Annotated in this window: 23 protein-coding genes and 1 riboswitch; all 23 genes read right to left on the reverse strand. The window is 45.6% G+C overall.

The genetic code is table 11. From position 1 onward, the window contains the following. Window positions 1-199: 199 nt before the first annotated feature. The 23 genes from rny to thrC all read right to left on the reverse strand — a co-directional run bounded on the left by rny (window position 200) and on the right by thrC (window position 20,960). Window positions 200-1,726: a ribonuclease Y gene (rny, locus tag M3079_RS01715; protein ID WP_249076841.1), complete on the reverse strand. Its 1,527-nt coding sequence runs from the start codon at window positions 1,724-1,726 to the stop codon at window positions 200-202. A 145-nt stretch (window positions 1,727-1,871) separates the two neighbouring features. Continuing rightward, window positions 1,872-2,402, reverse strand: a complete 531-nt coding sequence (locus M3079_RS01720) for a regulatory protein RecX (protein WP_249076842.1) — start codon at window positions 2,400-2,402, stop codon at window positions 1,872-1,874. Continuing rightward, the gene (gene recA / locus M3079_RS01725; protein ID WP_021716434.1) at window positions 2,371-3,414 is read right to left on the reverse strand and encodes a recombinase RecA; all 1,044 of its coding nucleotides are present in this window, start codon (window positions 3,412-3,414) and stop codon (window positions 2,371-2,373) included. The genes M3079_RS01720 and recA overlap by 32 nt, the downstream gene beginning before the upstream one ends. A gap of 74 nt (window positions 3,415-3,488) precedes the next feature. Further along, window positions 3,489-4,343 carry an Hsp33 family molecular chaperone HslO gene (gene hslO, locus M3079_RS01730; protein ID WP_249076843.1) on the reverse strand — a complete coding sequence of 285 codons (855 nt, stop codon included), beginning with the start codon at window positions 4,341-4,343 and terminating at the stop codon, window positions 3,489-3,491. Between the two features lie 9 nt (window positions 4,344-4,352). Beyond that, on the reverse strand, window positions 4,353-4,814 hold the full coding sequence (gene ribE, locus M3079_RS01735; RefSeq protein ID WP_249076844.1) for a 6,7-dimethyl-8-ribityllumazine synthase: 462 nt from the start codon (window positions 4,812-4,814) through the stop codon (window positions 4,353-4,355). A gap of 14 nt (window positions 4,815-4,828) precedes the next feature. Beyond that, window positions 4,829-6,037 carry a bifunctional 3,4-dihydroxy-2-butanone-4-phosphate synthase/GTP cyclohydrolase II gene (locus M3079_RS01740; RefSeq protein WP_249076845.1) on the reverse strand — a complete coding sequence of 403 codons (1,209 nt, stop codon included), beginning with the start codon at window positions 6,035-6,037 and terminating at the stop codon, window positions 4,829-4,831. Window positions 6,038-6,049: 12 nt separating this feature from the next. Then, window positions 6,050-6,706, reverse strand: a complete 657-nt coding sequence (locus M3079_RS01745) for a riboflavin synthase (protein WP_249076846.1) — start codon at window positions 6,704-6,706, stop codon at window positions 6,050-6,052. A 1-nt stretch (window position 6,707) separates the two neighbouring features. Further along, window positions 6,708-7,802 carry a bifunctional diaminohydroxyphosphoribosylaminopyrimidine deaminase/5-amino-6-(5-phosphoribosylamino)uracil reductase RibD gene (gene ribD / locus M3079_RS01750; protein ID WP_249076847.1) on the reverse strand — a complete coding sequence of 365 codons (1,095 nt, stop codon included), beginning with the start codon at window positions 7,800-7,802 and terminating at the stop codon, window positions 6,708-6,710. Window positions 7,803-7,864: 62 nt separating this feature from the next. Then, a riboswitch (FMN riboswitch) is annotated at window positions 7,865-7,978 on the reverse strand. Window positions 7,979-8,019: 41 nt separating this feature from the next. After that, the gene (locus tag M3079_RS01755) at window positions 8,020-8,598 is read right to left on the reverse strand and encodes an NUDIX hydrolase (RefSeq protein WP_249076848.1); all 579 of its coding nucleotides are present in this window, start codon (window positions 8,596-8,598) and stop codon (window positions 8,020-8,022) included. Continuing rightward, window positions 8,588-10,270, reverse strand: coding sequence for a DNA repair protein RecN (recN, locus tag M3079_RS01760; RefSeq protein WP_249076849.1), 1,683 nt, complete (start codon window positions 10,268-10,270; stop codon window positions 8,588-8,590). The genes M3079_RS01755 and recN overlap by 11 nt, the downstream gene beginning before the upstream one ends. An 11-nt stretch (window positions 10,271-10,281) precedes the next feature. Next, on the reverse strand, window positions 10,282-10,755 hold the full coding sequence (argR, locus tag M3079_RS01765) for an arginine repressor (protein WP_249076850.1): 474 nt from the start codon (window positions 10,753-10,755) through the stop codon (window positions 10,282-10,284). Further along, window positions 10,752-11,627: an NAD(+)/NADH kinase gene (locus M3079_RS01770; protein ID WP_249076851.1), complete on the reverse strand. Its 876-nt coding sequence runs from the start codon at window positions 11,625-11,627 to the stop codon at window positions 10,752-10,754. Before M3079_RS01770 ends, argR begins: the two co-directional genes overlap by 4 nt. Before the next feature lie 12 nt (window positions 11,628-11,639). Beyond that, a complete protein-coding gene (locus M3079_RS01775; protein ID WP_249076853.1) occupies window positions 11,640-12,452 on the reverse strand; it encodes a TlyA family RNA methyltransferase in 813 nt (270 codons plus the stop codon). A gap of 1 nt (window position 12,453) precedes the next feature. Next, the gene (gene dxs, locus M3079_RS01780) at window positions 12,454-14,340 is read right to left on the reverse strand and encodes a 1-deoxy-D-xylulose-5-phosphate synthase (RefSeq protein WP_249076855.1); all 1,887 of its coding nucleotides are present in this window, start codon (window positions 14,338-14,340) and stop codon (window positions 12,454-12,456) included. Between the two features lie 45 nt (window positions 14,341-14,385). Next, entirely contained in the window at window positions 14,386-15,261 is an 876-nt protein-coding gene (locus tag M3079_RS01785) for a polyprenyl synthetase family protein (protein WP_249076857.1), read from the reverse strand. Then, a complete protein-coding gene (gene xseB, locus M3079_RS01790; RefSeq protein WP_021716450.1) occupies window positions 15,262-15,507 on the reverse strand; it encodes an exodeoxyribonuclease VII small subunit in 246 nt (81 codons plus the stop codon). It lies immediately after the preceding gene. A gap of 3 nt (window positions 15,508-15,510) precedes the next feature. Continuing rightward, complete coding sequence (xseA, locus tag M3079_RS01795; protein WP_249076858.1) at window positions 15,511-16,725, reverse strand: exodeoxyribonuclease VII large subunit; 1,215 nt, start codon at window positions 16,723-16,725, stop codon at window positions 15,511-15,513. Continuing rightward, window positions 16,709-17,665, reverse strand: coding sequence for an O-sialoglycoprotein endopeptidase (locus tag M3079_RS01800; RefSeq protein WP_249076859.1), 957 nt, complete (start codon window positions 17,663-17,665; stop codon window positions 16,709-16,711). The genes xseA and M3079_RS01800 overlap by 17 nt, the downstream gene beginning before the upstream one ends. Continuing rightward, window positions 17,658-18,068, reverse strand: a complete 411-nt coding sequence (nusB, locus tag M3079_RS01805; protein WP_249076860.1) for a transcription antitermination factor NusB — start codon at window positions 18,066-18,068, stop codon at window positions 17,658-17,660. Before nusB ends, M3079_RS01800 begins: the two co-directional genes overlap by 8 nt. A gap of 20 nt (window positions 18,069-18,088) precedes the next feature. Then, window positions 18,089-18,316, reverse strand: a complete 228-nt coding sequence (locus M3079_RS01810) for a DUF2273 domain-containing protein (protein WP_021716454.1) — start codon at window positions 18,314-18,316, stop codon at window positions 18,089-18,091. A gap of 16 nt (window positions 18,317-18,332) precedes the next feature. Next, window positions 18,333-18,851 (reverse strand): alkaline shock response membrane anchor protein AmaP, encoded by a 519-nt coding sequence (gene amaP / locus M3079_RS01815; RefSeq protein WP_021716455.1) that lies wholly within the window; start codon window positions 18,849-18,851, stop codon window positions 18,333-18,335. 21 nt (window positions 18,852-18,872) lie between these two features. Continuing rightward, window positions 18,873-19,319 (reverse strand): Asp23/Gls24 family envelope stress response protein, encoded by a 447-nt coding sequence (locus tag M3079_RS01820; protein WP_021716456.1) that lies wholly within the window; start codon window positions 19,317-19,319, stop codon window positions 18,873-18,875. A gap of 156 nt (window positions 19,320-19,475) precedes the next feature. Then, window positions 19,476-20,960: a threonine synthase gene (thrC, locus tag M3079_RS01825; RefSeq protein ID WP_249076861.1), complete on the reverse strand. Its 1,485-nt coding sequence runs from the start codon at window positions 20,958-20,960 to the stop codon at window positions 19,476-19,478. Between the last annotated feature and the right edge of the window lie 2 nt (window positions 20,961-20,962).

The raw sequence follows: 20,962 nt of genomic DNA on the forward strand, positions 1-20,962 counted from the left end.
TTATTTATTTTCCGATCAAGTATCACACAGATTAACGCAAGTATTAACCGTACACTTACTCTACCGTATATTATACATTAAAGTGAGTTTAAAAACAAATGTTTCCCCTTTGAAAAACTTTATTTTTGTAAATATTTCGTGAAAGAATGTTTATATAAAACAAAAACGCCCCTTAACGGAGCGTTTTTTATATTCAAAATTATTTTGCGTAGTCAACTGCGCGCGTTTCGCGGATGATAACTACTTTTATCTGGCCGGGATATTCCATCTCGGCTTCAATCTTTTTGGCAACATCACGCGCCAAAAGTATTGCCGAAGCATCATCAACCTGTTCGGGTTTAACCATGATGCGGATTTCCCTGCCGGCCTGTACGGCATAACATTTTTCAACGCCATCGAACGATTCAGAAATTTCTTCCAATCGGGTCAATCGTTTCAAATAGCTTTCCAAAGTTTCCCTGCGTGCACCCGGGCGTGCTGCCGATACGGCATCGCATGCCGAAATAAGCACTGCCTCAACGCTTTTCGGCTCGGTATCGCCATGATGGGCTGCAATAGCATTGATAACAAGGTCGGATTCACGGTATTTCTTGGCAATTTCCACGCCAAGTTCAACATGGGAACCTTCAACTTCATGGTCAACTGCTTTGCCTATATCGTGCAAAAGGCCTGCACGTTTGGCAAGGTTAACGTCCACACCAAGTTCAGAAGCCATAATTGTTGCCAGATGGGCAACTTCAACAGAATGGTTAAGAACATTCTGGCCGTAACTTGTACGGTATTTCAAACGTCCCAAAAGTTTAACCATTTCCGGATGCAAACCGTGCACCCCAACCGAGAACATAGCCTGTTCACCGGCTTCTTTAATTCTCTGTTCAACTTCTTTTTGTGCTTTCTCTACCATTTCTTCAATGCGGGACGGATGAATACGCCCGTCATTGATGAGTTTTTCAAGAGCTATACGTGCAACTTCACGCCTTACAGGGTCAAACCCCGAAATAATAACCGCTTCCGGAGTATCGTCTATAATAAGATCTATGCCTGTCAGTGTTTCCAATGTTCTGATGTTTCTGCCCTCGCGGCCGATAATGCGGCCTTTCATTTCATCATTCGGCAGTGCCACAACAGAAACAGTGGTTTCGGCAACATGGTCTGCGGCACAGCGCTGAATAGCAAGGGAAATGATTTCACGGGCTTTTCTGTCCGCTTCATCTTTAGCCTGCTGTTCAAGCTCTTTAATCATCATTGCAGATTCATGCTTAACTTCTTCTTCCACAGACAACAGCAATTCTTTTTTTGCATCTTCGGTTGACAAACCGGATAATCTTTCCAGTTCACCCAATTGTTTCTGGTATAACTCGTCCACCTTGGCCTGGCTTTCGTTAAGTTTGGTTTCTTTTAAAGCCAGATGTTCCTCTTTTTTCTCAAAGGAATCAATTTTTCTGTCAAGGTTTTCTTCTTTTTGCAGGAGTCTGCGCTCCTGACGCTGCAAATCGCTGCGGCGTTCTTTATTTTCACGTTCCATTTCGCTGCGCATACGATGGATTTCTTCTTTAGCTTCCATCAGCGCTTCTTTGCGTTTGGTTTCACCGGCCTGCTCGGCATCCTGAATAATGCGGATAGCAGTTTCTTCGGCAGTGGCTATTTTGCTTTCGGCAACATTTTTGCGGACAAAATAACCGACAATGCCGCCTGCCGCACCAGCACCGGCTATTGTAATGAACAACTCTAAAATGGTACTCACCTCCTTAGTAAAATTCTAAAAAAAATGAGGCAACCTGCTAGTCGCCTCGTGGTTAACATTGAATCTCTTAACACGATTGGATAATATAATTTTAAATGGATTTTAACTAAAAGTCAAGTTTGTATCACTAATCATAATTATCCACACCGGAATAACTTATTTTTTCTGCAATAGTTTTCTTTATCAAATCAACAGAAAAACCTCTTGCAAATAAAAACCTTCCTAATCCGGCTTTAACTTTCATCGCGTCTTCAAAACTGTTTATTTTTTTCTTTTTTATGTAGCTGTCGGCAGCAGCGCAGCAGCGCTCAATTTCAACATCTGCTTCAACAAGTCCGGCAACTTCGTTAATTATTTCGTCATCAACACTGCGTTTCTGCAAAGTATTTTTTAAATAACCTTTGCCGTAATATTTTTTGGCAAGCCAGCTGTCATAAACGCGCAGTGCATAGCGTTTTTCATCCAAAAAACCATATCCGCACAGCTTATCAGTTACAGCTTTAATATCGGCATCCGATACGGAACACTTTTTTAATTTTGCCTGCATTTCCGCTATGCTGTAATCACGGTAATTTAAAAGCGTCAGCGCGTAATTATAAGCATCCTTTTCGTTATCAAAGGTTTTATTATTCTTCCTGCGCAGCACTTTCGGTTTCACCTTCGGGGGCAGCCTGTTTAATGGTCATGGCACGGATTTTATTTTCTATCTCCTGCAAAAGTTCAGGGTTATCCTTCAGATATTCTTTGGCTTTTTCCTTACCCTGCCCTAAACGTACATCACCGTATGAATACCATGCGCCGCTCTTGGTAATTAATTCAAGCTCAACGCCAAGGTCAACAATGCAGCCTTCATGAGAAATGCCTTCTCCGTACATAATGTCGAATTCAGCCTGTTTAAACGGAGGCGCCACTTTGTTTTTAACAATTTTAACGCGGGTACGACTGCCAATCATATCGTTGCCGTTTTTCAATGTTTCAACACGGCGCACGTCCATGCGCACGGTTGCATAAAACTTTAAAGCACGGCCGCCAGTAGTGGTTTCCGGGTTGCCAAACATAACGCCTACTTTTTCGCGGATTTGGTTAATAAATACGGTTGCACATTTGGATTTTGCAATTAAGCCGGTCAGTTTGCGCAGTGCCTGGCTCATCAGGCGCGCCTGCAAGCCAACGTGGGAATCGCCCATCTCGCCTTCAATTTCCGCGCGGGGAACAAGCGCTGCAACAGAGTCTATAACGATAATGTCGATAGCGCCGCTGCGTACCAGAGCATCGGCAATTTCCAGTGCCTGTTCGCCGTTATCAGGCTGGGAAATCAAAAGATTGTCAACATCTACGCCAAGGCGGCGGGCATATTCCGGGTCAAGTGCATGTTCGGCATCAATAAAAGCCGCATAACCGCCGAGTTTTTGCGCTTCGGCAATCATATGCAGGGCAACAGTCGTTTTACCAGAAGATTCAGGGCCGTAAATTTCTATAACCCTTCCTCTCGGTATGCCGCCAACGCCCAAAGCAATATCAAGCGACAAAGCACCGGTCGGAATAACTTCTATATTCATTTTGCTGCTTGCTTCGCCAAGTTTCATAATGGAACCTTTGCCGAAATCTTTTTCAATCTGGCGCATGGCAAGGTCAAGCGCTTTCATTTTATCTATGTTTTCAGATGCCATAAATTTTACCTCCACCGTTGTATCTGCTCTTCTAAAAACATTATACAAACAGTTGTTTGCTTTGTCAAGCAGTTTTAATTTGTTTTAAGCTGCTTCAGTTCTTCACTACTGAAATGATATACCTTGTTGCAATACTGGCAATGCACTTCCGTATCAGGCTGCTCTGTCAGATAATCAATATCATCCTTGCTTAAAGCCGCAAGCATGTTCAGTATTTTATCTTTAGAACACCCGCAGGAAAACTTAACGGGCATGCTTTCTTTTATATCAAATTCCAGTCCTCTGGCAAGCACTTCAATAATTTTTTCGGGCGTATAGCCAAGTTCCAGCAACTGCGTTACATAGGGCGTAACGGCTACATTATTGCCCAGTTTTTCCAGCACTTCTTCATCGCAGCCGGGCATAGCCTGAATAAAATAACCGCCTGCGGCAAGCACTTTACCTTCCTTGTCAACCAGTACGCCAAGCGCAACCGATGATGGAGTCTGCTCGGACATATAAAGATAATTGGTAATATCGGTTGCAATTTCACCGTCGGCAAGTTCTGCATGCCCTGTAAACGATTCACCGTTCTGCAGATAACGGGTAAGGGTAATTGTGCCCTGCCCAAGCGCGCCGCCGATATCGAGCTTGCCGTTTTTTAAAGGCATAAACACATCCGGCTCGCCAACATATCCGCGCACGGAAGTTCCCTGCGCTTCGGCGACAACCTCTCCTAGCGGTCCGTCGCCTTTAAGTTTTAAAAGAATACGTTCGCCGTCTTTCATTGTTGCGGCAAGCATTAAAGCACCGCTCATGGCTCTGCCGAGCGCGGCCGTTGCCAAATGGCTTGTATGATGGCGGTCAGCAGCTTCCTGCACCAGATTTTTGGTTGTAATGGCGTAAATGCGCACGCCTTCCGCCGTAGCAATAGTTAAAGTATCTTCCATAAAAACCTCTTACATTTCACGCATTAAATTTACCATTTCAATAGCGCACATTGCCGCATCAGTACCTTTGTTGCCTGCTTTGGTGCCTGCACGTTCAACAGCCTGTTCAATATTATCGGTTGTTAAAACGCCGAAAGCAACCGGTACGCCGGTTTCAAGGCTTACATGGGCAATGCCTTTGGAGGCTTCTGCGCATACATAATCAAAATGCGGCGTTGCTCCGCGGATTACAGCGCCAACGCATACAACGGCATCATATTTGCCGCTTTTGGCAAGTTTTTGCGCAGCCAGCGGAATTTCAAACGCGCCGGGAACCCATACAAGCGTTAAATCTTCGCCTTCTGCCCCATGGCGAAGCAGGCAGTCTTCCGCGCCGCCGATAAGTTTGCTGGTAATAAATTCGTTAAAACGGGATGCTACAATAGCAACTTTCATGCCTTTTGCTGTTAATTTGCCTTCTAAAACTTTCATTTTCATTCCTCCAATTATTTTTCGTGTAATTTGTGTCCCATTTTTTCTTCTTTAACATCAAGATAATGTTCGTTATAGCAGTTTGCCTCCATAATGATGGGCACCCTGCCGGTAACGGTAATGCCGTAGCCTGTAAGCCCTGCGCGTTTGGCCGGGTTATTGGTAATCAGGCGGATTGTTGAAAGCCCCAAATCGGCAAGAATCTGTGCGCCGATACCGTAATCACGCAAATCGGGTGCAAAGCCGAGTTTTATGTTTGCTTCAACGGTATCAAGCCCCTGGTCCTGCAAGGCATAAGCACGTATTTTATTGGCAAGGCCAATTCCGCGCCCTTCCTGACGCATATAAACAACTACGCCGCAGCCTTCTTTTTCAATCATTTTCAATGCGGTTGCCAGCTGGTCGCCGCAGTCGCAGCGCAGCGAACCAAGCGCATCGCCTGTAAGACATTCGGAATGTACGCGTACCATAACATCCTTTTTACCGGCAATATCGCCCTTTACAATGGCAACATGGCACTGGCTGTCAAGGTCATTTTCATAAGCGATAATGCGGAAATTGCCGTATTTGCTCGGCAGTGCTGCTTCCGCTACGCGGTGAACCATTTTTTCGTGCTTTTTACGGTAAGCAACAAGCGCGGCAACGGTTATAAATACCAGATTATGTTTTTTGGCAAATTCAATAAGCTCCGGAGTGCGTGCCATATTGCCGTCGTCGCTCATAATTTCGCAGCAAATGCCAACAGGTGTCAGTCCTGCCAAACGGCATAAATCAGTAGTTGCTTCGGTGTGCCCGGTACGCCTTAAAACGCCGCCGTTTCTGCTGCGGAGCGGAAATACATGCCCCGGGCGGCGGAAATCCTGCGGCTGAGAAGCAGGGTCGGCGCATTTGCGCATGGTATAGGCGCGTTCATAGGCAGAAATACCGGTAGTGGTGTCAACATGGTCGATAGAAACCGAAAAAGCCGTTTCGTGGTTATCGGTATTATTGGCAACCATTGCGCCGAACTGCAGTTTATCCATAATCTGCGGGTCGGCAGGCATGCAAATCAATCCGCGGGCGTATTTTGCCATAAAGTTTACGTCGTCGCCGGTGCAAAACTGCGCTGCCATAATAAGGTCGCCTTCATTTTCGCGGTCTTCGTCGTCCGTAACCAAAACCATTTTGCCGTTTTTTATGGCTTCAATGGCTTCTTCAACAGTATTAAACTTAAAATTATCCATAATTGCCTCCTTTTATATAAAACCATTTTCAAAAAGAAGTGATTTTGTTAAAGTATTTTTATTTTCCGCATCGGCGGATGTTTTAAAATTAAGCAGATGTTCGACATATTTGCCGATAATATCTGTTTCCAGGTTTACTTCATCGCCGGGCTTTTTAAAGCCGAGCGTTGTTTCTTTGGCGGTATGCGGAATAAGCGATACGTTGAAACCGCTGCCAGTAACTTCCGTTACGGTAAGGCTGATGCCGTCAATAGCAATGCTGCCTTTTTTTATTATATATTTTAAAAGCTGCGGCGGTGTTTTAACGGTTACAATTTCGGCAATGCCCTCTGCCTTTTTGGACGTAATAACGCCAATACCTTCAACATGGCCGCTTACGATATGCCCGTCAAGCCCGTCACTTAGTTTTAAAGTGCGTTCAAGATTTACCTTATCGCCGCTTTTTAAATTGCGCAGATTAGTAAGTTTAACCGTTTCCGGCATAACATCGGCAGTAAAGGCGCTGCCGATGATTTTTACTACCGTAAGGCAGGCACCGTTAACGGCAATGCTGTCTCCGATTTTAAGGTTCTCCAAAACCTTCTGTGCTTTTACAGTAATATTATAACTTTGTTTAAGCGGTTTTAACTCCGTTACAGTGCCAAGTTCCGCTACAAGTCCTGTAAACATGTCAGTCACGCTCCGTTCTGCCGGTAATTAAAAGGTCGCATCCGAGCTCTTTATGTTCAATATCCGTAAGGCACAGCGCTTTGCCCATATCCTTACAGCCATTGCCGCCCACCGGGGAAAGGGCATTCCTGCCGCCGATAATTTTAGGGGCAATAAACGCATATACTCTTTCGGCAAATCCGGCATCCAAAAACGCACCGTGTACTTCGCTGCCGCCTTCCACAAGCAGGCTGGTAATTTCCTGCTCTGCAAGGTACTTCATTAAAGCATTAAGGTCAAGCTTGCCGTCATGCTCCGGCAATTTTATAATTTCCACATTTTTTAAAAGTTTCACCGCATTAAGGTTGGTAAGTGAAGGTTCTTCACCTACTGCGACAATCGTTCGCGCTTCACCATTTAAAATTTTGGAATTCACCGGCAGGCTGCATTTGCTGTCCAGCACAATTCTTACAGGATTTTTGCCTTCCACCATACGGGTAGTAAGTTCGCAGTCATCATGCAGAACCGTATTTTTGCCGACTATTACGGCGTCATGCGTTTTACGCAGGTAATGCGCATAAGTTCTGGCTTCCACACCGGTAATCCATTTGGAATCGCCGCCGTCGGCAGCAATTTTGCCGTCCAGAGTCATGGCATATTTAAGAGATACAAACGGCCGTTTATGGGTAATCCAAAAGAAAAACTTTTCATTTAATTTTCTCGCTTCGTCCTCGCAAATGCCGTTTACAACTTCAATACCGGCTTCACGCAAACGGTTTAAACCACGCCCTGCTACAAGCGGGTTGGGGTCTGTAACAGCGCTGACAACTTTTTTTACGCCTGCTTTAATAAGCGCTTCGCAGCATGGGCCAGTTCTTCCGTAATGCGAACATGGTTCAAGCGTAACATAAACGGTTGCGCCCTTTGCCTTATCGCCGGCCGCTGCCAGAGCATTTATTTCAGCATGTGGCTGGCCTGCTTTATGATGATAGCCTTCGCCGACAATGTTGCCGGAACTGTCTGTAATAACGGCGCCGACCATGGGATTGGGGCTTGTATCGCCTTCCGCCATCTTTGCCAGTTCCAAAGCACGGCGCATACATTTAATATCGTCCATTAACTCACCTTCTTTATAAACAAAAACAGCCAAAACCTCCGGGGTTTCAGCTGTAAAAATTCTTTTGCCTTTTCTCATCCAGACTTTACTGTCGGTACCGGAATTGCACCGGTTCATGCTTAACGCTCGCGGACTTTACCGCCGGTTGGGAAACTAACCCTACCCCAAAGGCCTGTATTAAATTACAAAAACAATATAGCACAAAACCATGCGCCCGTCAAATGAAGTTTTTGTTAACTAACTGCATCATACATAAAGCACTTAAAGTCTTGGCATCAAAAATTTCTTCATCAAGCAGCATCCGGCGCACTTCTTCCGGTTTTACTGCTTCAATGTCTATAAACTCGTCTTCGTCAGTATGCTGGTCAAACTTCTTCAGGCCTCTGGCCAGATATAAATGTATTACTTCATCAGTAAAACCCGGAGTAGTTACAATGCTTGTAAGTTTCTGCCATTCGGCGGCTTCATAGCCAGTTTCTTCCGAAAGTTCGCGTTTGGCGCAATCCAGTGGATCTTCGTTGGGATGGTCTAGCTTTCCGGCAGGAAGTTCATACAAAACGCTGCCCACTGCATAACGGTATTGTTTTACAAAAATAATGCTGCCGTCGTCAAGCACCGGCACAACACATACTGCCCCCGGGTGGGCAATTATTTCGCGCGTGGTTTGCCTGCCGTTTGGCAAAGTAACGGTATCAACCATAACTTTTAAAAGGCGTCCGTCAAAGCCCTGCCTGCGGCTGACGAATTTTTCGTCCAGATTATCCTGATGAATTTTCTTCATAATATCACCCTGCATTTTTAAATTCTGCTGCTTTATTTAAAAGTTCTTCGGCATTACGGTGCGCAGCCTCGCTTATATTGTCGCCCGCCGTCATGCGCATTAATTCTTCAATGCGTCCGTTATTATCAAGCACATTTAAAACGGTTTGCGTGCGTCCGTCCGCACTTACTTTGTTAATCTTAATATGCCTGTCGGCAAAGCTCGCTATCTGCGGCAAATGCGTTATGCAGATAACCTGCCCCGTACGCGAAATAACGGCAATTTTTTCCGCCATTTTCTGCGCAGTAACACCGCCTATGCCGGTATCTATTTCATCAAAAATCATTGTAGGTACGCCAAGTTCATTAAACAAAACCGTTTTAACAGCCAGCGCAATACGCGACAATTCACCGCCGGAAGCAACTTTTGTAATTTCCATCAGCGGCTCTCCGGCATTGGCCGAAAACATAAATACCATATCATCACAGCCGGTTTTGCCGAAATCTTCTTTAACGGCAAACTGAATGGTGAACTTGCCCTGCGGCATGGCTAAATCGGCAATATGTTTTGTAATTTCACCGGCAAGCATTCCCGCATATTTTTTGCGCAGCTCTGTTAATTTACCAGCAAATTCTTTCAGTTCAGCCTGATTTTTTAAAAGTTCCTTATTTTTAACGGCAATGCTGCGGTCAATTTCCTGTAACTGTCCGGCTTCCTGTTTAATTTTTTCAAGATATTCGTTTATGGCTTCGTAATCAGCACCGTATTTTTTCTGCAGTTTATACCATAAATCCAAACGCTGTTCAACATAAGCGGAACGCTCCGCGTCAAACTCACTGTTTTCCAGATAATCAAGCAGGTTTTTATGGCATTCCTCCACTGTCAGCCAGCATGTTTCCAGCATTTCGGAATTTTCCGAAAGCCCGGCATCATATCTTGCCGCCGTTTCAATTCTGCTTTTCGCCTCAGCCAAAGCGTCCAGAACGCTGAACTTGCCGTCCAAAATTTCACCGGCATCACTTACAGCCTGCATTATTTTGCCGCTGTTCTGAATACGTTTCCATTCTTCCTGCAAGTCTTCGAGTTCGCCTTTTTGCAGCCCGGCGTTGGTTATTTCTTCAATTTCCCATTCCAGACGGTCTAAAATACGTTCACGGTCCTGCCCTATGCTTTGCAGATGCTCAAGTTCGCTTTTGGTTTTATTGTAATTATCAAAAGCGCGGCTATATTCATTAAGCACTGGCATAATAAGGCTTTGTCCGTACAAATCTGTAAGCTGCTGCGGAAAACCGGCTTTTAAAAGCGCCTGGTTCTCATGCTGGCCATGAATATCCACAAGCACAGCCGCAAAAGAGCGCAGAACAGCCAGCGGAACCTGCACTCCGTTTACCGTAGCCTGGCTTTTGCCGGAAGCGGTTATGCGGCGGCGCAAAAAAAGCCCGTCCTCATAATCAATACCCTGTTCTTCCAAAAGTTTTAAGGCTGCCGGGCAATCATCAATATCAAAAATTGCCTGTACCGTTAAAGCATCCGTGCCGCTGCGCACATAATCTGCCGAAGCCCTTGCTCCCAAAGCGATGCTGAACGCATCTATAAGAATGGATTTGCCTGCGCCGGTTTCACCGGTAAAAACATTAAAGCCGCCGGTAAATTCAACTTTAGCATCTTCTATTAAAGCAAAATTATGTACATGTAAAGCCTGAAGCATTCTGCCAACCTCTATTTTTTACAAAATCTGCCAATAAATACATCCGTATTTTCGGGTTTATCAACAGCTACAAAAATCGTATCGTCACCGGCAACGGTTCCCAAAACCTCCGGCCACTTCATATAATCGAGAGCAAGCGCTACCGAAGACGCAGCTCCCGGCAGGCTGTGTATTACCACCAAATTGCCGCCTGCCCTCAGGTTTAAAACCGAATCCTGCAAAATACGTTCCATTCTGCCGGAGTTTAAAAGAGCATTCTGGTCTTTCGGAAAAGCGTAATAATAACGCCCGGCAGCATCGGGAACTTTAATCAGCATTAATTCTTTAATATCGCGCGAAACGGTTGCCTGCGTAACTTCTATGCCGCTGGCGCGCAAAGCTGCCGCAAGTTCGTCCTGGGTTTCAATTTTCTGCGATTCAATTATGCTTTTAATTTTAGCATGGCGGTTTGTTTTTAATTGTTTAACGGATACTTCTTCGTTCATTTTGCTTCCTCATTTCTGCAGGTACGCATCAATTTTTGCTGCCAGGTTTCATAATAGCTTCTTCCGTTTAAACGGATTAACCTGACGGGTTCGGGATTCTTTTCTATGCGGATAATATCATCTTCGGCAACTGCCGCCGTAATTTCACCGTCTGCCGAAAGCAGCAGTTCTTCATAGGGCGGCACTGCCGTGATTTCTATTAAATTATTTCCTGGTATAATCAGCGGGCGTGTATATAAAGCATGCGCGCAAATCGGAGTGATTATGGACACATCAAGGCTTGGGTGTACCATTGGCCCGCCTGCCGACAGCGAATACGCTGTTGAACCGGTTGCGGTTGCCACAATCAACCCGTCGGCGGCATAAATGCCGGAATGTTTGCCGTTAATTTTAAGTTCCAGATGCGCAAGTTTGGAAATATGCCCTTTAGCCACAACCATGTCATTAAGCGCATGAGCCTGCACAGTTACCCTGCCGTTTTTTACAACGCTTGCTTTCAGCTGGCTGCGTTCTTCCAGTTCAAATTCATGCCCGGCAAGTTTTTGCAGCGCTTTTTCAAAATCGCTCATTTCGGTTTCTGCCAAAAAGCCAAGTTTGCCAAAGTTTACGCCAAACACGGGTATTTTTAAAGGTGAAAGATGCCGCGCCATTTGCAGAAAAGTACCGTCGCCGCCGAGCGAAATACCGGCGTCCATCTGCGCCAGTGATTCTGCTTCTTTGCTGTAATAACCGGCTGCTTTAAAGTTTTTCATATCTTCCGGCAGCAGCGTTTTTAAGCCGTATTTCCGCAAAAGTGCCAAAATATCCGGCAGGCAGTCACGCACTTTGTCTTTCTGCATATTGGGAAACAGCCCTATTGTTGATACGGACATTTTTACACCTTCTTATTTTCCGCTTGTATCAAGTGTTAAATGCGATTTTTTTACTGTTTCATCAGGGTCTACGGCAATTTCCTCCGCATCTGCGGCATTTTTTAAATACAAAAGATATTCAATATTGCCTTCCGGCCCTTTAACCGGCGAATAATCAAGCCCGGCAATTTTAAAGCCAAGTTCCCTGGCTGTTGCAATAACATTGTTTATTACCGTTAAATGCACCTGCGGGTCACGCACAACGCCTTTTTTGCCTACATTTTCCTTACCGGCTTCAAACTGCGGTTTTATAAGCGCAATAACAATGCAGTCATCTGCAATTATTTTCTTTACCGCAGGCAAAACCTTGTCAAGAGAAATAAAGGCAACGTCAATGGTAGCAACATCCACCTTTTCCGGCAGGCTGTCAGCTTCCAGATAGCGTACGTTGGTGCGTTCCATATTAACGACACGTTCGTCGCTGCGCAGCTTCCATGCCAACTGCCCGTAGCCAACATCTATGGCATACACACGCGCAGCACCATTTTGCAGGGCGCAATCAGTAAAACCGCCGGTTGAAGCGCCGATATCGGCAGCAATTTTGCCTGTCAAATCAAGGTTAAAACAGCTTACTGCCTTTTCAAGCTTCAGCCCGCCGCGGCTTACATATTTAAGGTCGCCGCCCAAAAGGCGTATTGCGGCATCAGGCGCTACCTGCGTGCCTGTCTTATCAATCTTCTGTTCGTTTACAAGAACCTGCCCGGCCATAATAGCCGCCTGCGCGCGTGAACGCGATTCAAAAAATCCGCGCTGCACAAGCAGGGTATCCAAACGTTCTTTCTTCACATTAATCTCCGTTACTTAAAAATTCTTTAATACGTTTTACAACGCTTTCATGGTCAAGGCCGATATCACGCATCAGCAAAGGCTTTGCCCCATGGGGAATATATTTATCGGGTATGCCTAAATTAAGCACTTTTACGCTTTGAAGCATACCGTTTTCATTAAGCACTTCCAGCACGGCGCTGCCTGCGCCGCCTTTTAAAGAGCCTTCTTCCATAGTTACTATATTTTTATACTGCTGCGCCGTTTTTACAAGCAGCTCACTGTCAAACGGTTTAACAAAGCGCATGTTTACAACCCCGGCGCTGACGCCGTCTTCTTCAAGAGCAGCTGCTGCTTTCATTGCTTCGTCAACCATGCTGCCAACGGCCCAGATGCATACATCGCTGCCCTGTTTTAATTCTTCGGCTTTGCCGATTGGCAAGGTATGCAGCAGTTCTGAAATATCAACACCTAAGCCGCTGCCGCGCGGATAGCGCAAAGCAACAGGACCGTTAAATTTTACCGCGGTAGCCAGCATATGCCGGAGCTCGTTTTCGTCTTTCGGCGCCATAATGGTAATCTGCGGTATCAAACGTAAGTATGAAAAATCAAAAACGCCGTGGTGCGTATAGCCGTCGTCACCAACAAGCCCGGCTCTGTCGAGGCCAAGTACTACTGGCAAATTCTGCATGGCAATATCGTGCAGCACGGAATCATACGCTCTTTGCAAAAAGGTTGAATAAACAGCAACAACCGGGTGCAGCCCCGCCGCTGCCATACCTGCGGCCGAAGTTACTGCGTGCTGTTCGGCAATGCCTACATCAAAAAATCTGTCCGGGTAAGCATCGGCAAAATAATTCAAGCCTGTACCGTCCGGCATGGCAGCCGTAATGGCAACAATTTTTTTATCTTCTTTGGCAAGCTGCACCAGCGTTTTGCCAAAAACTTCGGTATAGCTCACCGGCGCATCAGGGCTAGTAATTTTTTTGCCGGTTTTTATTTCAAAAGGCCCGGTACCGTGAAATTTATTCGGGCTTTTTTCCGCAGGTTCATATCCCTTGCCCTTTTTGGTAATAACATGAATGATAACAGGGCCGGTAGTTTGTTTAGCGGTTTCAAAAACTTCCACAAGATGTTCCAGATTATGCCCATCAACAGGGCCATAGTATTTAAAGCCCAGATGTTCAAAAACAGAACCCGGCACAAGCAGATATTTAACGCTGCCTTTAACGCGGCGGACAATATTTATAATATTTTCGCCGTAGTTTTTATGTTTAAGCCAGCCTTCCAAATCCTTTTTTATGCGGGTATATGTTTTTGCCGTGCGCAGCTGGTACAGATAATCGCTCATAGCGCCGACGTTTTTGGCGATTGACATCTCATTGTCATTAAGCACAACAATCAGCTTTTTCTGCAAATCACCGGCGTTGTTCAGCGCTTCATAAGCCATGCCGCCCGTCATGGAGCCGTCGCCGATAACGGCAACCACTTCATTATCTTCGCCCTTCAGGTCACGCGCAATCGCCATGCCCAAAGCAGCCGATATCGAAGTGCTGGAATGACCTGTTCCAAATGCGTCATACTTGCTTTCCTGAATTTTAGGAAAGCCTGAAATTCCGTTATACTGGCGCAGCGTTTTAAAGGCTTCGCGCCGCCCGGTAATTATTTTGTGAATGTATGACTGATGCCCTACGTCCCAGATAATTTTATCCTTCGGGCAGTTAAAAACCTTATGCAGGGCCAGCGTCAGCTCCACAACGCCCAAATTAGGGGCAAGATGCCCGCCGTTTTTGGAGATGACTTCAATCATATACTCGCGTATTTCGGCAGCCAGTTCGTTTAACGCTTCATAATTAAGTTTTTTTATATCTTCAGGTGAATCAATCTTTTTTAATAATCCGGCTGTCATTAAGGCATCTATCCTTCCTGTAATTATTAAACCGGCAAATAATTATTAAGATTTACGTCCGCACATCATTTTTGTAATCCGGCGCAGCGGTTCGGCTTTTTCGCCAAAGCTGTCCAGGCACTCCAGTGCTTCGGCAACTGTTTTTTCCGCCAGTGCCTTGGCGCCGGCAAGCGTATATAAACTTACATAGGTAGATTTATGTTTTTTCTCATCGCTGCCTGCGCTCTTGCCCATTTCGGCAGGATCGCCTTCAACGTCAAGAATATCGTCAGTAATCTGGAAAGCAAGGCCCAAAAGGTCGGCAAAATGCGTCAGCGCCAGCAGCTGGTCGTTTGTTGCACCGGCAAGATGCGCGCCGCCGCGTACTGCCGCAATAAACATAGCGCCGGTTTTGCCGGAATGCAGTTTGCGCAGTTCGGCTTCGCTGATTTGTTTGCCTTCTGCGTCAAGGTCAAGCGCCTGGCCGCCAACCATGCCAAAATTACCGGCACACATGGCAACTTCGCGCACAACTTCAACCAGAACTTCCGGCGGCACATTTTTTTGCTCCAGCATAACTTCAAAAGCCAGTGTTAAAAGGCCGTCGCCTGCCAAAAGCGCCATTGCCTCGCCGAAAACCTTATGGTTTGTATATTTGCCGCGGCGGTAATCATCATCATCCATGCACGGCAAATCATCATGAATCAAAGAATATGTATGAATCATTTCCAGCCCGGCGGCAACTGGCAAAAAATTATAGCCATTTGCACCAACGGCGTCGGCAGTAGCCATTAAAAGAATCGGGCGTATGCGCTTGCCGCCTGCAAAAAGGCTGTATGCCATGGCTTCATCCACGCGGGAAATGCCTTTTTTCTGCATTCTTTTTTCCAAAAAATTGTTAATCAGTTTTTGCCTGTCAGAATAATATTTTTCAAAATCCATCTATTCATCAATCTCCTCAAAAGGTTTTGTTGTATAACCGCTGCTTGTTTCCATAATCTGTTCAACTGTCTGCCTTGCGGTATCAAGCCTGCCTGCGCAGATTTTGCTCAGCTCAATGCCTTCCTTAAAAACCTCCAGCGATTCTTCAAGCGGCAAATTACCTTCTTCAAGAAGTTTTACCTTTTCTTCAAGCATTGCCAGTGCTTCATCAAATTTTAAATTTTTAAGTGATTTTTTTACTGCCATGTTTTACCGACCTTCCGTATGCTGAACCACCGAAATAACGTTGCCGTCGCCGACCTGCGTTACTATTTCATCACCCCAGCGTACATCAGCTATACTTCTGATAATTTTTCCATCCATATTTTCCGTAACACTGTACCCGCGAGCAAGCACGGTAAGCGGGCTGAGCGCGTCGAGCTTTGCCGCCAGCACGCCGCAGCTGTGCTGTTTCTGCGTAAGGGCAGCATTAAAAACCTGCTCAAGCCGTACCGAAGCAAAATCAAATCTTTGCATTCTGCTTTCAAGCATGCGCTGCGGATTTGATAACGCCCATGAATTTTGCAGGCGTTCCAGCGTAGTTTCCGATAAGGCAAGCCGTTTTAAGACCGTGTTTTTTAAACGTTTTTCCAGTTCCGCAACGCTGTTTAAATAAGCATTGGCGTCGACAACAACAATTTCCGCAGCCTGCGAAGGGGTTGCCGCGCGTTTATCCGCCGCAAAATCCGTTAAAGTAAAATCCGTTTCGTGCCCAACTGCCGAAACAACAGGTATCTCCGACGCAGCAACTGCACGGACGGTCTGTTCTTCATTAAAGGCCCACAATTCTTCAATAGAACCGCCTCCGCGGCCTACAATCAAAACATCAGCCATTTTGTTTCTGTTCATAAACTCAATAGCATGGGCAATTTCAGCCGGTGCTTCCTTGCCCTGTACGCGAACCGGGTAAAGCAACAGCTTTATGCCCTTGTTGCGCCTGCGCGATACGGTAATTAAATCGCGCACTGCCGCGCCGGAAGGCGATGTAATGATGCCAACTGTTTTGGGGTTTACCGGCAGCTGCTTTTTTCTGCTTTCATCAAACAGGCCTTCGTTTAACAGTTTTTGTTTAAGCTGCTCAAATGCCAGCATTAAATCGCCGGTGCCTTCGGGTATCATTAAATCGGTATAAAGCTGGTAAACGCCGTCACGTTCATAAACACTTATGCGTCCAACAGCAATAACCGTATCACCGTTTTGAGGTTCAAAACGCAAAGTACGCGCTGCCGTTTTAAACATTACAGCTTTTAAAACGCCGCCTGCATCTTTTAACGTAAAATAGCAATGGCCGCTGCTGTAACGCTTAAAATTGGAAATTTCACCGCGCACCTGAATATTGGCGAAACGCCGTTCACCTTCAACAAGCGCTTTAATAAGTTTATTTACTTGGCTGACGGAATAAACATCATCATACACTTTTTTCACCCTTTAAAACTGCAAAAGCGGCACAGCCGCAGGCATTATCGCAGCTAAAGCGTGCCTGAGGGTGCCAAAGTGATATTTTTCTGCCTGTAAGTTTATTATGTAAATATTCTCTTATGTAAGTATTGCTGGCAACGCCGCCGGCAATTAGTACGCTTTTGGTATTATATTCCCTGCATGCGTTATAAATAAGCCTGTAAAAGGTTTCTGCAAGCACTTTTTGCACGCCCAGCGCTATGCCGGCCGGTTCTGCCCCTGCCGCCAGTTTGCGCTCTGCCGCAGTTGCAGGCCCTGAAAGGCTTGCTTTGCAGCCTTTAACGGAAACAGGCAATTCAACAGGCCCGGCAGCTGCTCCGGCAAATTTTTCAAGCGCCGGCCCTGCCGGAAATTGCAGCCCAAGGCTTACGCCTATGCGGTCAATAAACTGCCCGGCATGCAAATCAATGCTGCCGCCGATTTCCGTCAATTTATAACTGCCACTGCCGTCTTTTTCGGCTGTAAGCAAATCCGTTGTGCCGCCGGAAGCATGCAGAAACAAAAAGCGTTCATCATCCGGCCCGCCTGCCGACCATTTTCCGGCCAGCAGATGGTTTTCCTGATGACTGATAAGCCACAGCGGAATATTATTAAGCACCGAAACAGAACGCGCTAGACCTGCGCCAACCAAAAAAGCCGGCATATAAGAATCCGGCAGGGGACGCGGATAACCGGAAGCGCAAACGCCAATAATTTTTGCGCCCCGTGGCATTGCGTTTGTTATCATTTCCGGCAAGTTGCGTGTATGCTGAAAAACCATTTCGGATTGCTGCAAGCCGCATTTGCCTTCGTGTACTTTTAAAATCTGCCTGCTTTCCCCAACAAGGTTAGCCTGCCTGTCCATAAAAGCAACCGAAGTTGTGTAGCAGCTTGTATCAATGCCAAGGTAAACTTCAAGTTCACTCATTGTTCCTGACCATTTTGCCAAGCAGCCCGTTAATAAAGCGCGGGCTGTCTTCCGAACCGTAAATTTTTGCAATTTCCACGGCTTCGTTAATTGCAATGCCGGCAGGAATTTTTTCTTCCGCAAAATAAATTTCATAAACTGCCAGGCGTAAAATATTACGGTCTACGGCAGGCATGCGGCTTACTTCCCAGTCAATGGAAAATTCCGTAATTTTTGCATCAATTTCTGCCAGCGAATTTAAAATGCCGTTTAAAGCAATCTGTGCATAGTTCTGCGCTTTCAGCGCATTTTTGCTGTTTTGTTCTTCAACTGCCGCATTTAAAGCTTCTTCTGCGCTGCAGGCGGAAAAATCTATTTGGAATAAACTTTGTACTACAAGTTCTCTTGATATTCTGCGAATCATGTTTAACCTCGTTCTTTTAGTTATTTATGGTAGCCTGGAGGCAGCAGCCTGTCCAGCCATTCAAGCAGGTCTTCCTTTTTATCAATTTTGTTGCCGATAAAAAAGCCTGCCGAAATACAAATCAGTAAAAATATAGTTTGCAAAAAACCCAAAATTAAAAACATGGCCCCGATAAACAGGCCGAACACAGAGCCTAAAAGACGGCCGCGATATACTCTCCACAAATCATTGAGAATTTCATTCCACATCGCCTGTGCCCCCTTCCTAATTCTTGGCCTTAATCTGTTTAAAGAACAATTCTATTTCTTTAATTTCCATGCCCAATACTTTTTTTATGGTATCACGCACATTGTATTTTATTTCTTCCGTTGTTTCCGGAATGTTTATGCCCGGCTCTATCGAAGCGTTAATGCGCACGCTGATGCTTTCATCATCAAGCTTGGTATCACATTTTACGTTGTAAACACCGTAAACTTCCTGTGCAATTTCACAAATATAATCTTCAATAGCGTTTTTGCCTACAAAAATTTTACCGGCATCGCTGCTTTTTAAAATTAAGGAGCTAACACCGGTTGCGCCTATACCGGCAATTAAAAGGCGCAGGCTTACCAAAAGTATTATAATGCCGCCGACGGCATACTCCCAGTTGCCGGGAATGGTTGCCAGAAACTGATTGATTGCAGCCTGCGAAATAATGCTGAGGCTACATAAAACTACAAGTACGGCAACGACCGCCATTAAAAATGTATATAATGTCAAAATTATTCTGTCAGGAATTCCCATTGATTTTCCCTCCCAATGAGTTTAATTATTATCAGACGCTTCAAGGCTCTGTTCAAGTTCCGTTTTATGGCGGCGCTGCACGCCCTGCACATGTACGTCAACAATTTTAACTTCGTATCCTGTCATGTCTTCAATGGCTTCGCGTACTTTTTCCTGAATTTCCAAAGCTATTTCCGGTATGCAGCCGCCGTATTCAATGTTTACATACACTTCAACACTTACAACATGCCCTTCTACCGTAACGCGCACGCCTTTTGAGACATTTTTATTGCCTAAAAATTCACTCAAATCTCCGGCAAAACCGCCGTTCATGCCTGCCACGCCTTCAACTTCCTGGGCAGCAAGGCTTGCCACAATGCTCAGCACCTCATCGGCAATCTGCACGTCGCCTATTTCTTCAGGTGCTGCTCCGCCTGCGGCTTCTTCGTTAGCCTTTTCGTTGGCCTGCAAAATTTCCTTATCAGCCATGCCACATCCTCCAATGCTGCAAGACTTACTGTCTTTGCTTACAGTTTACTATCTTTTATATTATAACATACCTGTACGTTAAATACCACGCCGCAGGTTTTAAAACCTGCATAAAAATAAAATGGCACGGCCGCAAAGGGCAATGCCATAATAAAACTAAATGCTGTTTTTAACTGCTTCCGCCATGTTTCCCGGCTCAATAACTTCTTTATGAAGAACCGGCATATTTTCAAGCTGAAGCATTTTTTCCGGCACAGGCACACCGGTAAGCTCGTGCAGTTTATGCAAAGCGTCAAAAGATTGTAATTCTTCGCCGCCGTTTTTAACCGCTTCATAAACGCTGCCGCTGAACTTATACGGGCTTGCGGTTGAAACAACAACTGCATATCTGTCATCGCTTGTTACAAGGCGGTATTTTTCACATGCTCTCCAGGCAACGGCGGTATGTGGGTCAAGCAGGTATTTGCTGTCGTTGTAAACACGTCTGATGGTTTCGGCAGTTTCCTGTTCGTCCACCCACGCACCAAAGAAAGCTGAAGTAATTTTTTTGTGTATCTTTTCGCCTACGTTGTATACGCCTTCGGTGTTAAGCTGCTGCATCCATTCCGTTACTTTTTCGGAATCTTCGTCGGTTACACTGTACAGCAGGCGTTCCAGATTGCTGGAAACCAGTATATCCATAGACGGCGAAATGGTCTTTTTAAATTCACGGCGTTTGTCATAAATGCCGGTGTTGATGAAATCGGTAAGTACATTATTGCTGTTGGACGCGCAAATAAATTTGTGTACCGGCAAACCCATCATTTTGGCATAATAGCCTGCCAGAATATCGCCGAAGTTGCCTGTCGGCACGGCAAAGTTAATTTCATCACCGGCTTTAATGCGCCCTGCTGCCACTGCGTCGCTGTATGCGCTGAAATAATAAACAATCTGCGGTACAAGGCGGCCCCAGTTAATGGAGTTGGCAGAACTTAAAGTGCAGCCCTGAGCGGCAATTTCTTCGTTTAAACCGGCATTGGCAAAAATTTGTTTTACGCCGGTCTGGGCATCGTCAAAATTGCCTTTAACGGCAAATACATGCACATTTTTGCCGGCCTGCGTTACCATCTGCTGTTTCTGAATATCGCTTACGCCGCTTTCAGGGTAGAATACAATTATTTCCGTACCGTCAACATCGGCAAAGCCTTCCAGTGCAGCCTTGCCGGTATCACCGGAGGTTGCTGTTAAAATAACTATTTTCTGCTGCTCTCCCGTTTTTGCAATTGCCTTGGTTAAAAGCAGCGGCAAAATCTGAAGCGCCATATCTTTAAAAGCGGATGTAGGACCATGCCACAATTCAAGCGCGTCTGTATTGTCGTTAACCTGCACAACAGGTGCCGGGCAGCTGCCGAATTTAGCTGCGTCATAAGCTCTGGCAGCGGCATCTGCAAGTTCTTCTTCGGAATAATCCGTTAAGAACAGCGAAATAATTTTTACCGCACGCTCCTGATAGCTTAAATTATGCAAAGCAATAATATCTTCAAGCGGAACCGCTACAAATTTCTGAGGCACAAAAAGCCCGCCGTCATCTGCCATACCGCGCGTTATGGCGTGGGCACTGCAAACAAGGTCGGTTTTGCCGCGTGTACTTAAAAATAACATAA

It is taken from the genome of Phascolarctobacterium sp. ET69 (assembly GCF_023336935.1).
Taxonomy (GTDB): Bacteria; Bacillota; Negativicutes; order Acidaminococcales; family Acidaminococcaceae; genus Fusicatenibacter_A; species Fusicatenibacter_A intestinipullorum.

Excerpts from the sequence above, each read along its gene's own strand:
- M3079_RS01820 (WP_021716456.1), bottom strand. The coding sequence starts at position 19,319 with ATGGCTGATAAGGAAATTTTGCAGGCCAACGAAAAGGCTAACGAAGAA.
- M3079_RS01785 (WP_249076857.1), bottom strand. The coding sequence starts at position 15,261 with ATGGATTTTGAAAAATATTATTCTGACAGGCAAAAACTGATTAACAAT.
- recA (WP_021716434.1), bottom strand. The coding sequence starts at position 3,414 with ATGGCATCTGAAAACATAGATAAAATGAAAGCGCTTGACCTTGCCATG.
- hslO (WP_249076843.1), bottom strand. The coding sequence starts at position 4,343 with ATGGAAGATACTTTAACTATTGCTACGGCGGAAGGCGTGCGCATTTAC.
- M3079_RS01745 (WP_249076846.1), bottom strand. The coding sequence starts at position 6,706 with ATGTTTACAGGACTTGTAGCGGAACTTGGCACTGTAACGGAGTTAAAA.
- nusB (WP_249076860.1), bottom strand. The coding sequence starts at position 18,068 with ATGATTCGCAGAATATCAAGAGAACTTGTAGTACAAAGTTTATTCCAA.
- ribE (WP_249076844.1), bottom strand. The coding sequence starts at position 4,814 with ATGAAAGTTTTAGAAGGCAAATTAACAGCAAAAGGCATGAAAGTTGCT.
- thrC (WP_249076861.1), bottom strand. The coding sequence starts at position 20,960 with ATGTTATTTTTAAGTACACGCGGCAAAACCGACCTTGTTTGCAGTGCC.
- M3079_RS01800 (WP_249076859.1), bottom strand. The coding sequence starts at position 17,665 with ATGAGTGAACTTGAAGTTTACCTTGGCATTGATACAAGCTGCTACACA.
- amaP (WP_021716455.1), bottom strand. The coding sequence starts at position 18,851 with ATGGGAATTCCTGACAGAATAATTTTGACATTATATACATTTTTAATG.
- ribD (WP_249076847.1), bottom strand. The coding sequence starts at position 7,802 with ATGGACGATATTAAATGTATGCGCCGTGCTTTGGAACTGGCAAAGATG.
- recN (WP_249076849.1), bottom strand. The coding sequence starts at position 10,270 with ATGCTTCAGGCTTTACATGTACATAATTTTGCTTTAATAGAAGATGCT.
- M3079_RS01755 (WP_249076848.1), bottom strand. The coding sequence starts at position 8,598 with ATGCAGGGTGATATTATGAAGAAAATTCATCAGGATAATCTGGACGAA.
- M3079_RS01740 (WP_249076845.1), bottom strand. The coding sequence starts at position 6,037 with ATGGATAATTTTAAGTTTAATACTGTTGAAGAAGCCATTGAAGCCATA.
- dxs (WP_249076855.1), bottom strand. The coding sequence starts at position 14,340 with ATGACAGCCGGATTATTAAAAAAGATTGATTCACCTGAAGATATAAAA.
- M3079_RS01770 (WP_249076851.1), bottom strand. The coding sequence starts at position 11,627 with ATGTCCGTATCAACAATAGGGCTGTTTCCCAATATGCAGAAAGACAAA.
- argR (WP_249076850.1), bottom strand. The coding sequence starts at position 10,755 with ATGAACGAAGAAGTATCCGTTAAACAATTAAAAACAAACCGCCATGCT.
- xseB (WP_021716450.1), bottom strand. The coding sequence starts at position 15,507 with ATGGCAGTAAAAAAATCACTTAAAAATTTAAAATTTGATGAAGCACTG.
- M3079_RS01810 (WP_021716454.1), bottom strand. The coding sequence starts at position 18,316 with ATGTGGAATGAAATTCTCAATGATTTGTGGAGAGTATATCGCGGCCGT.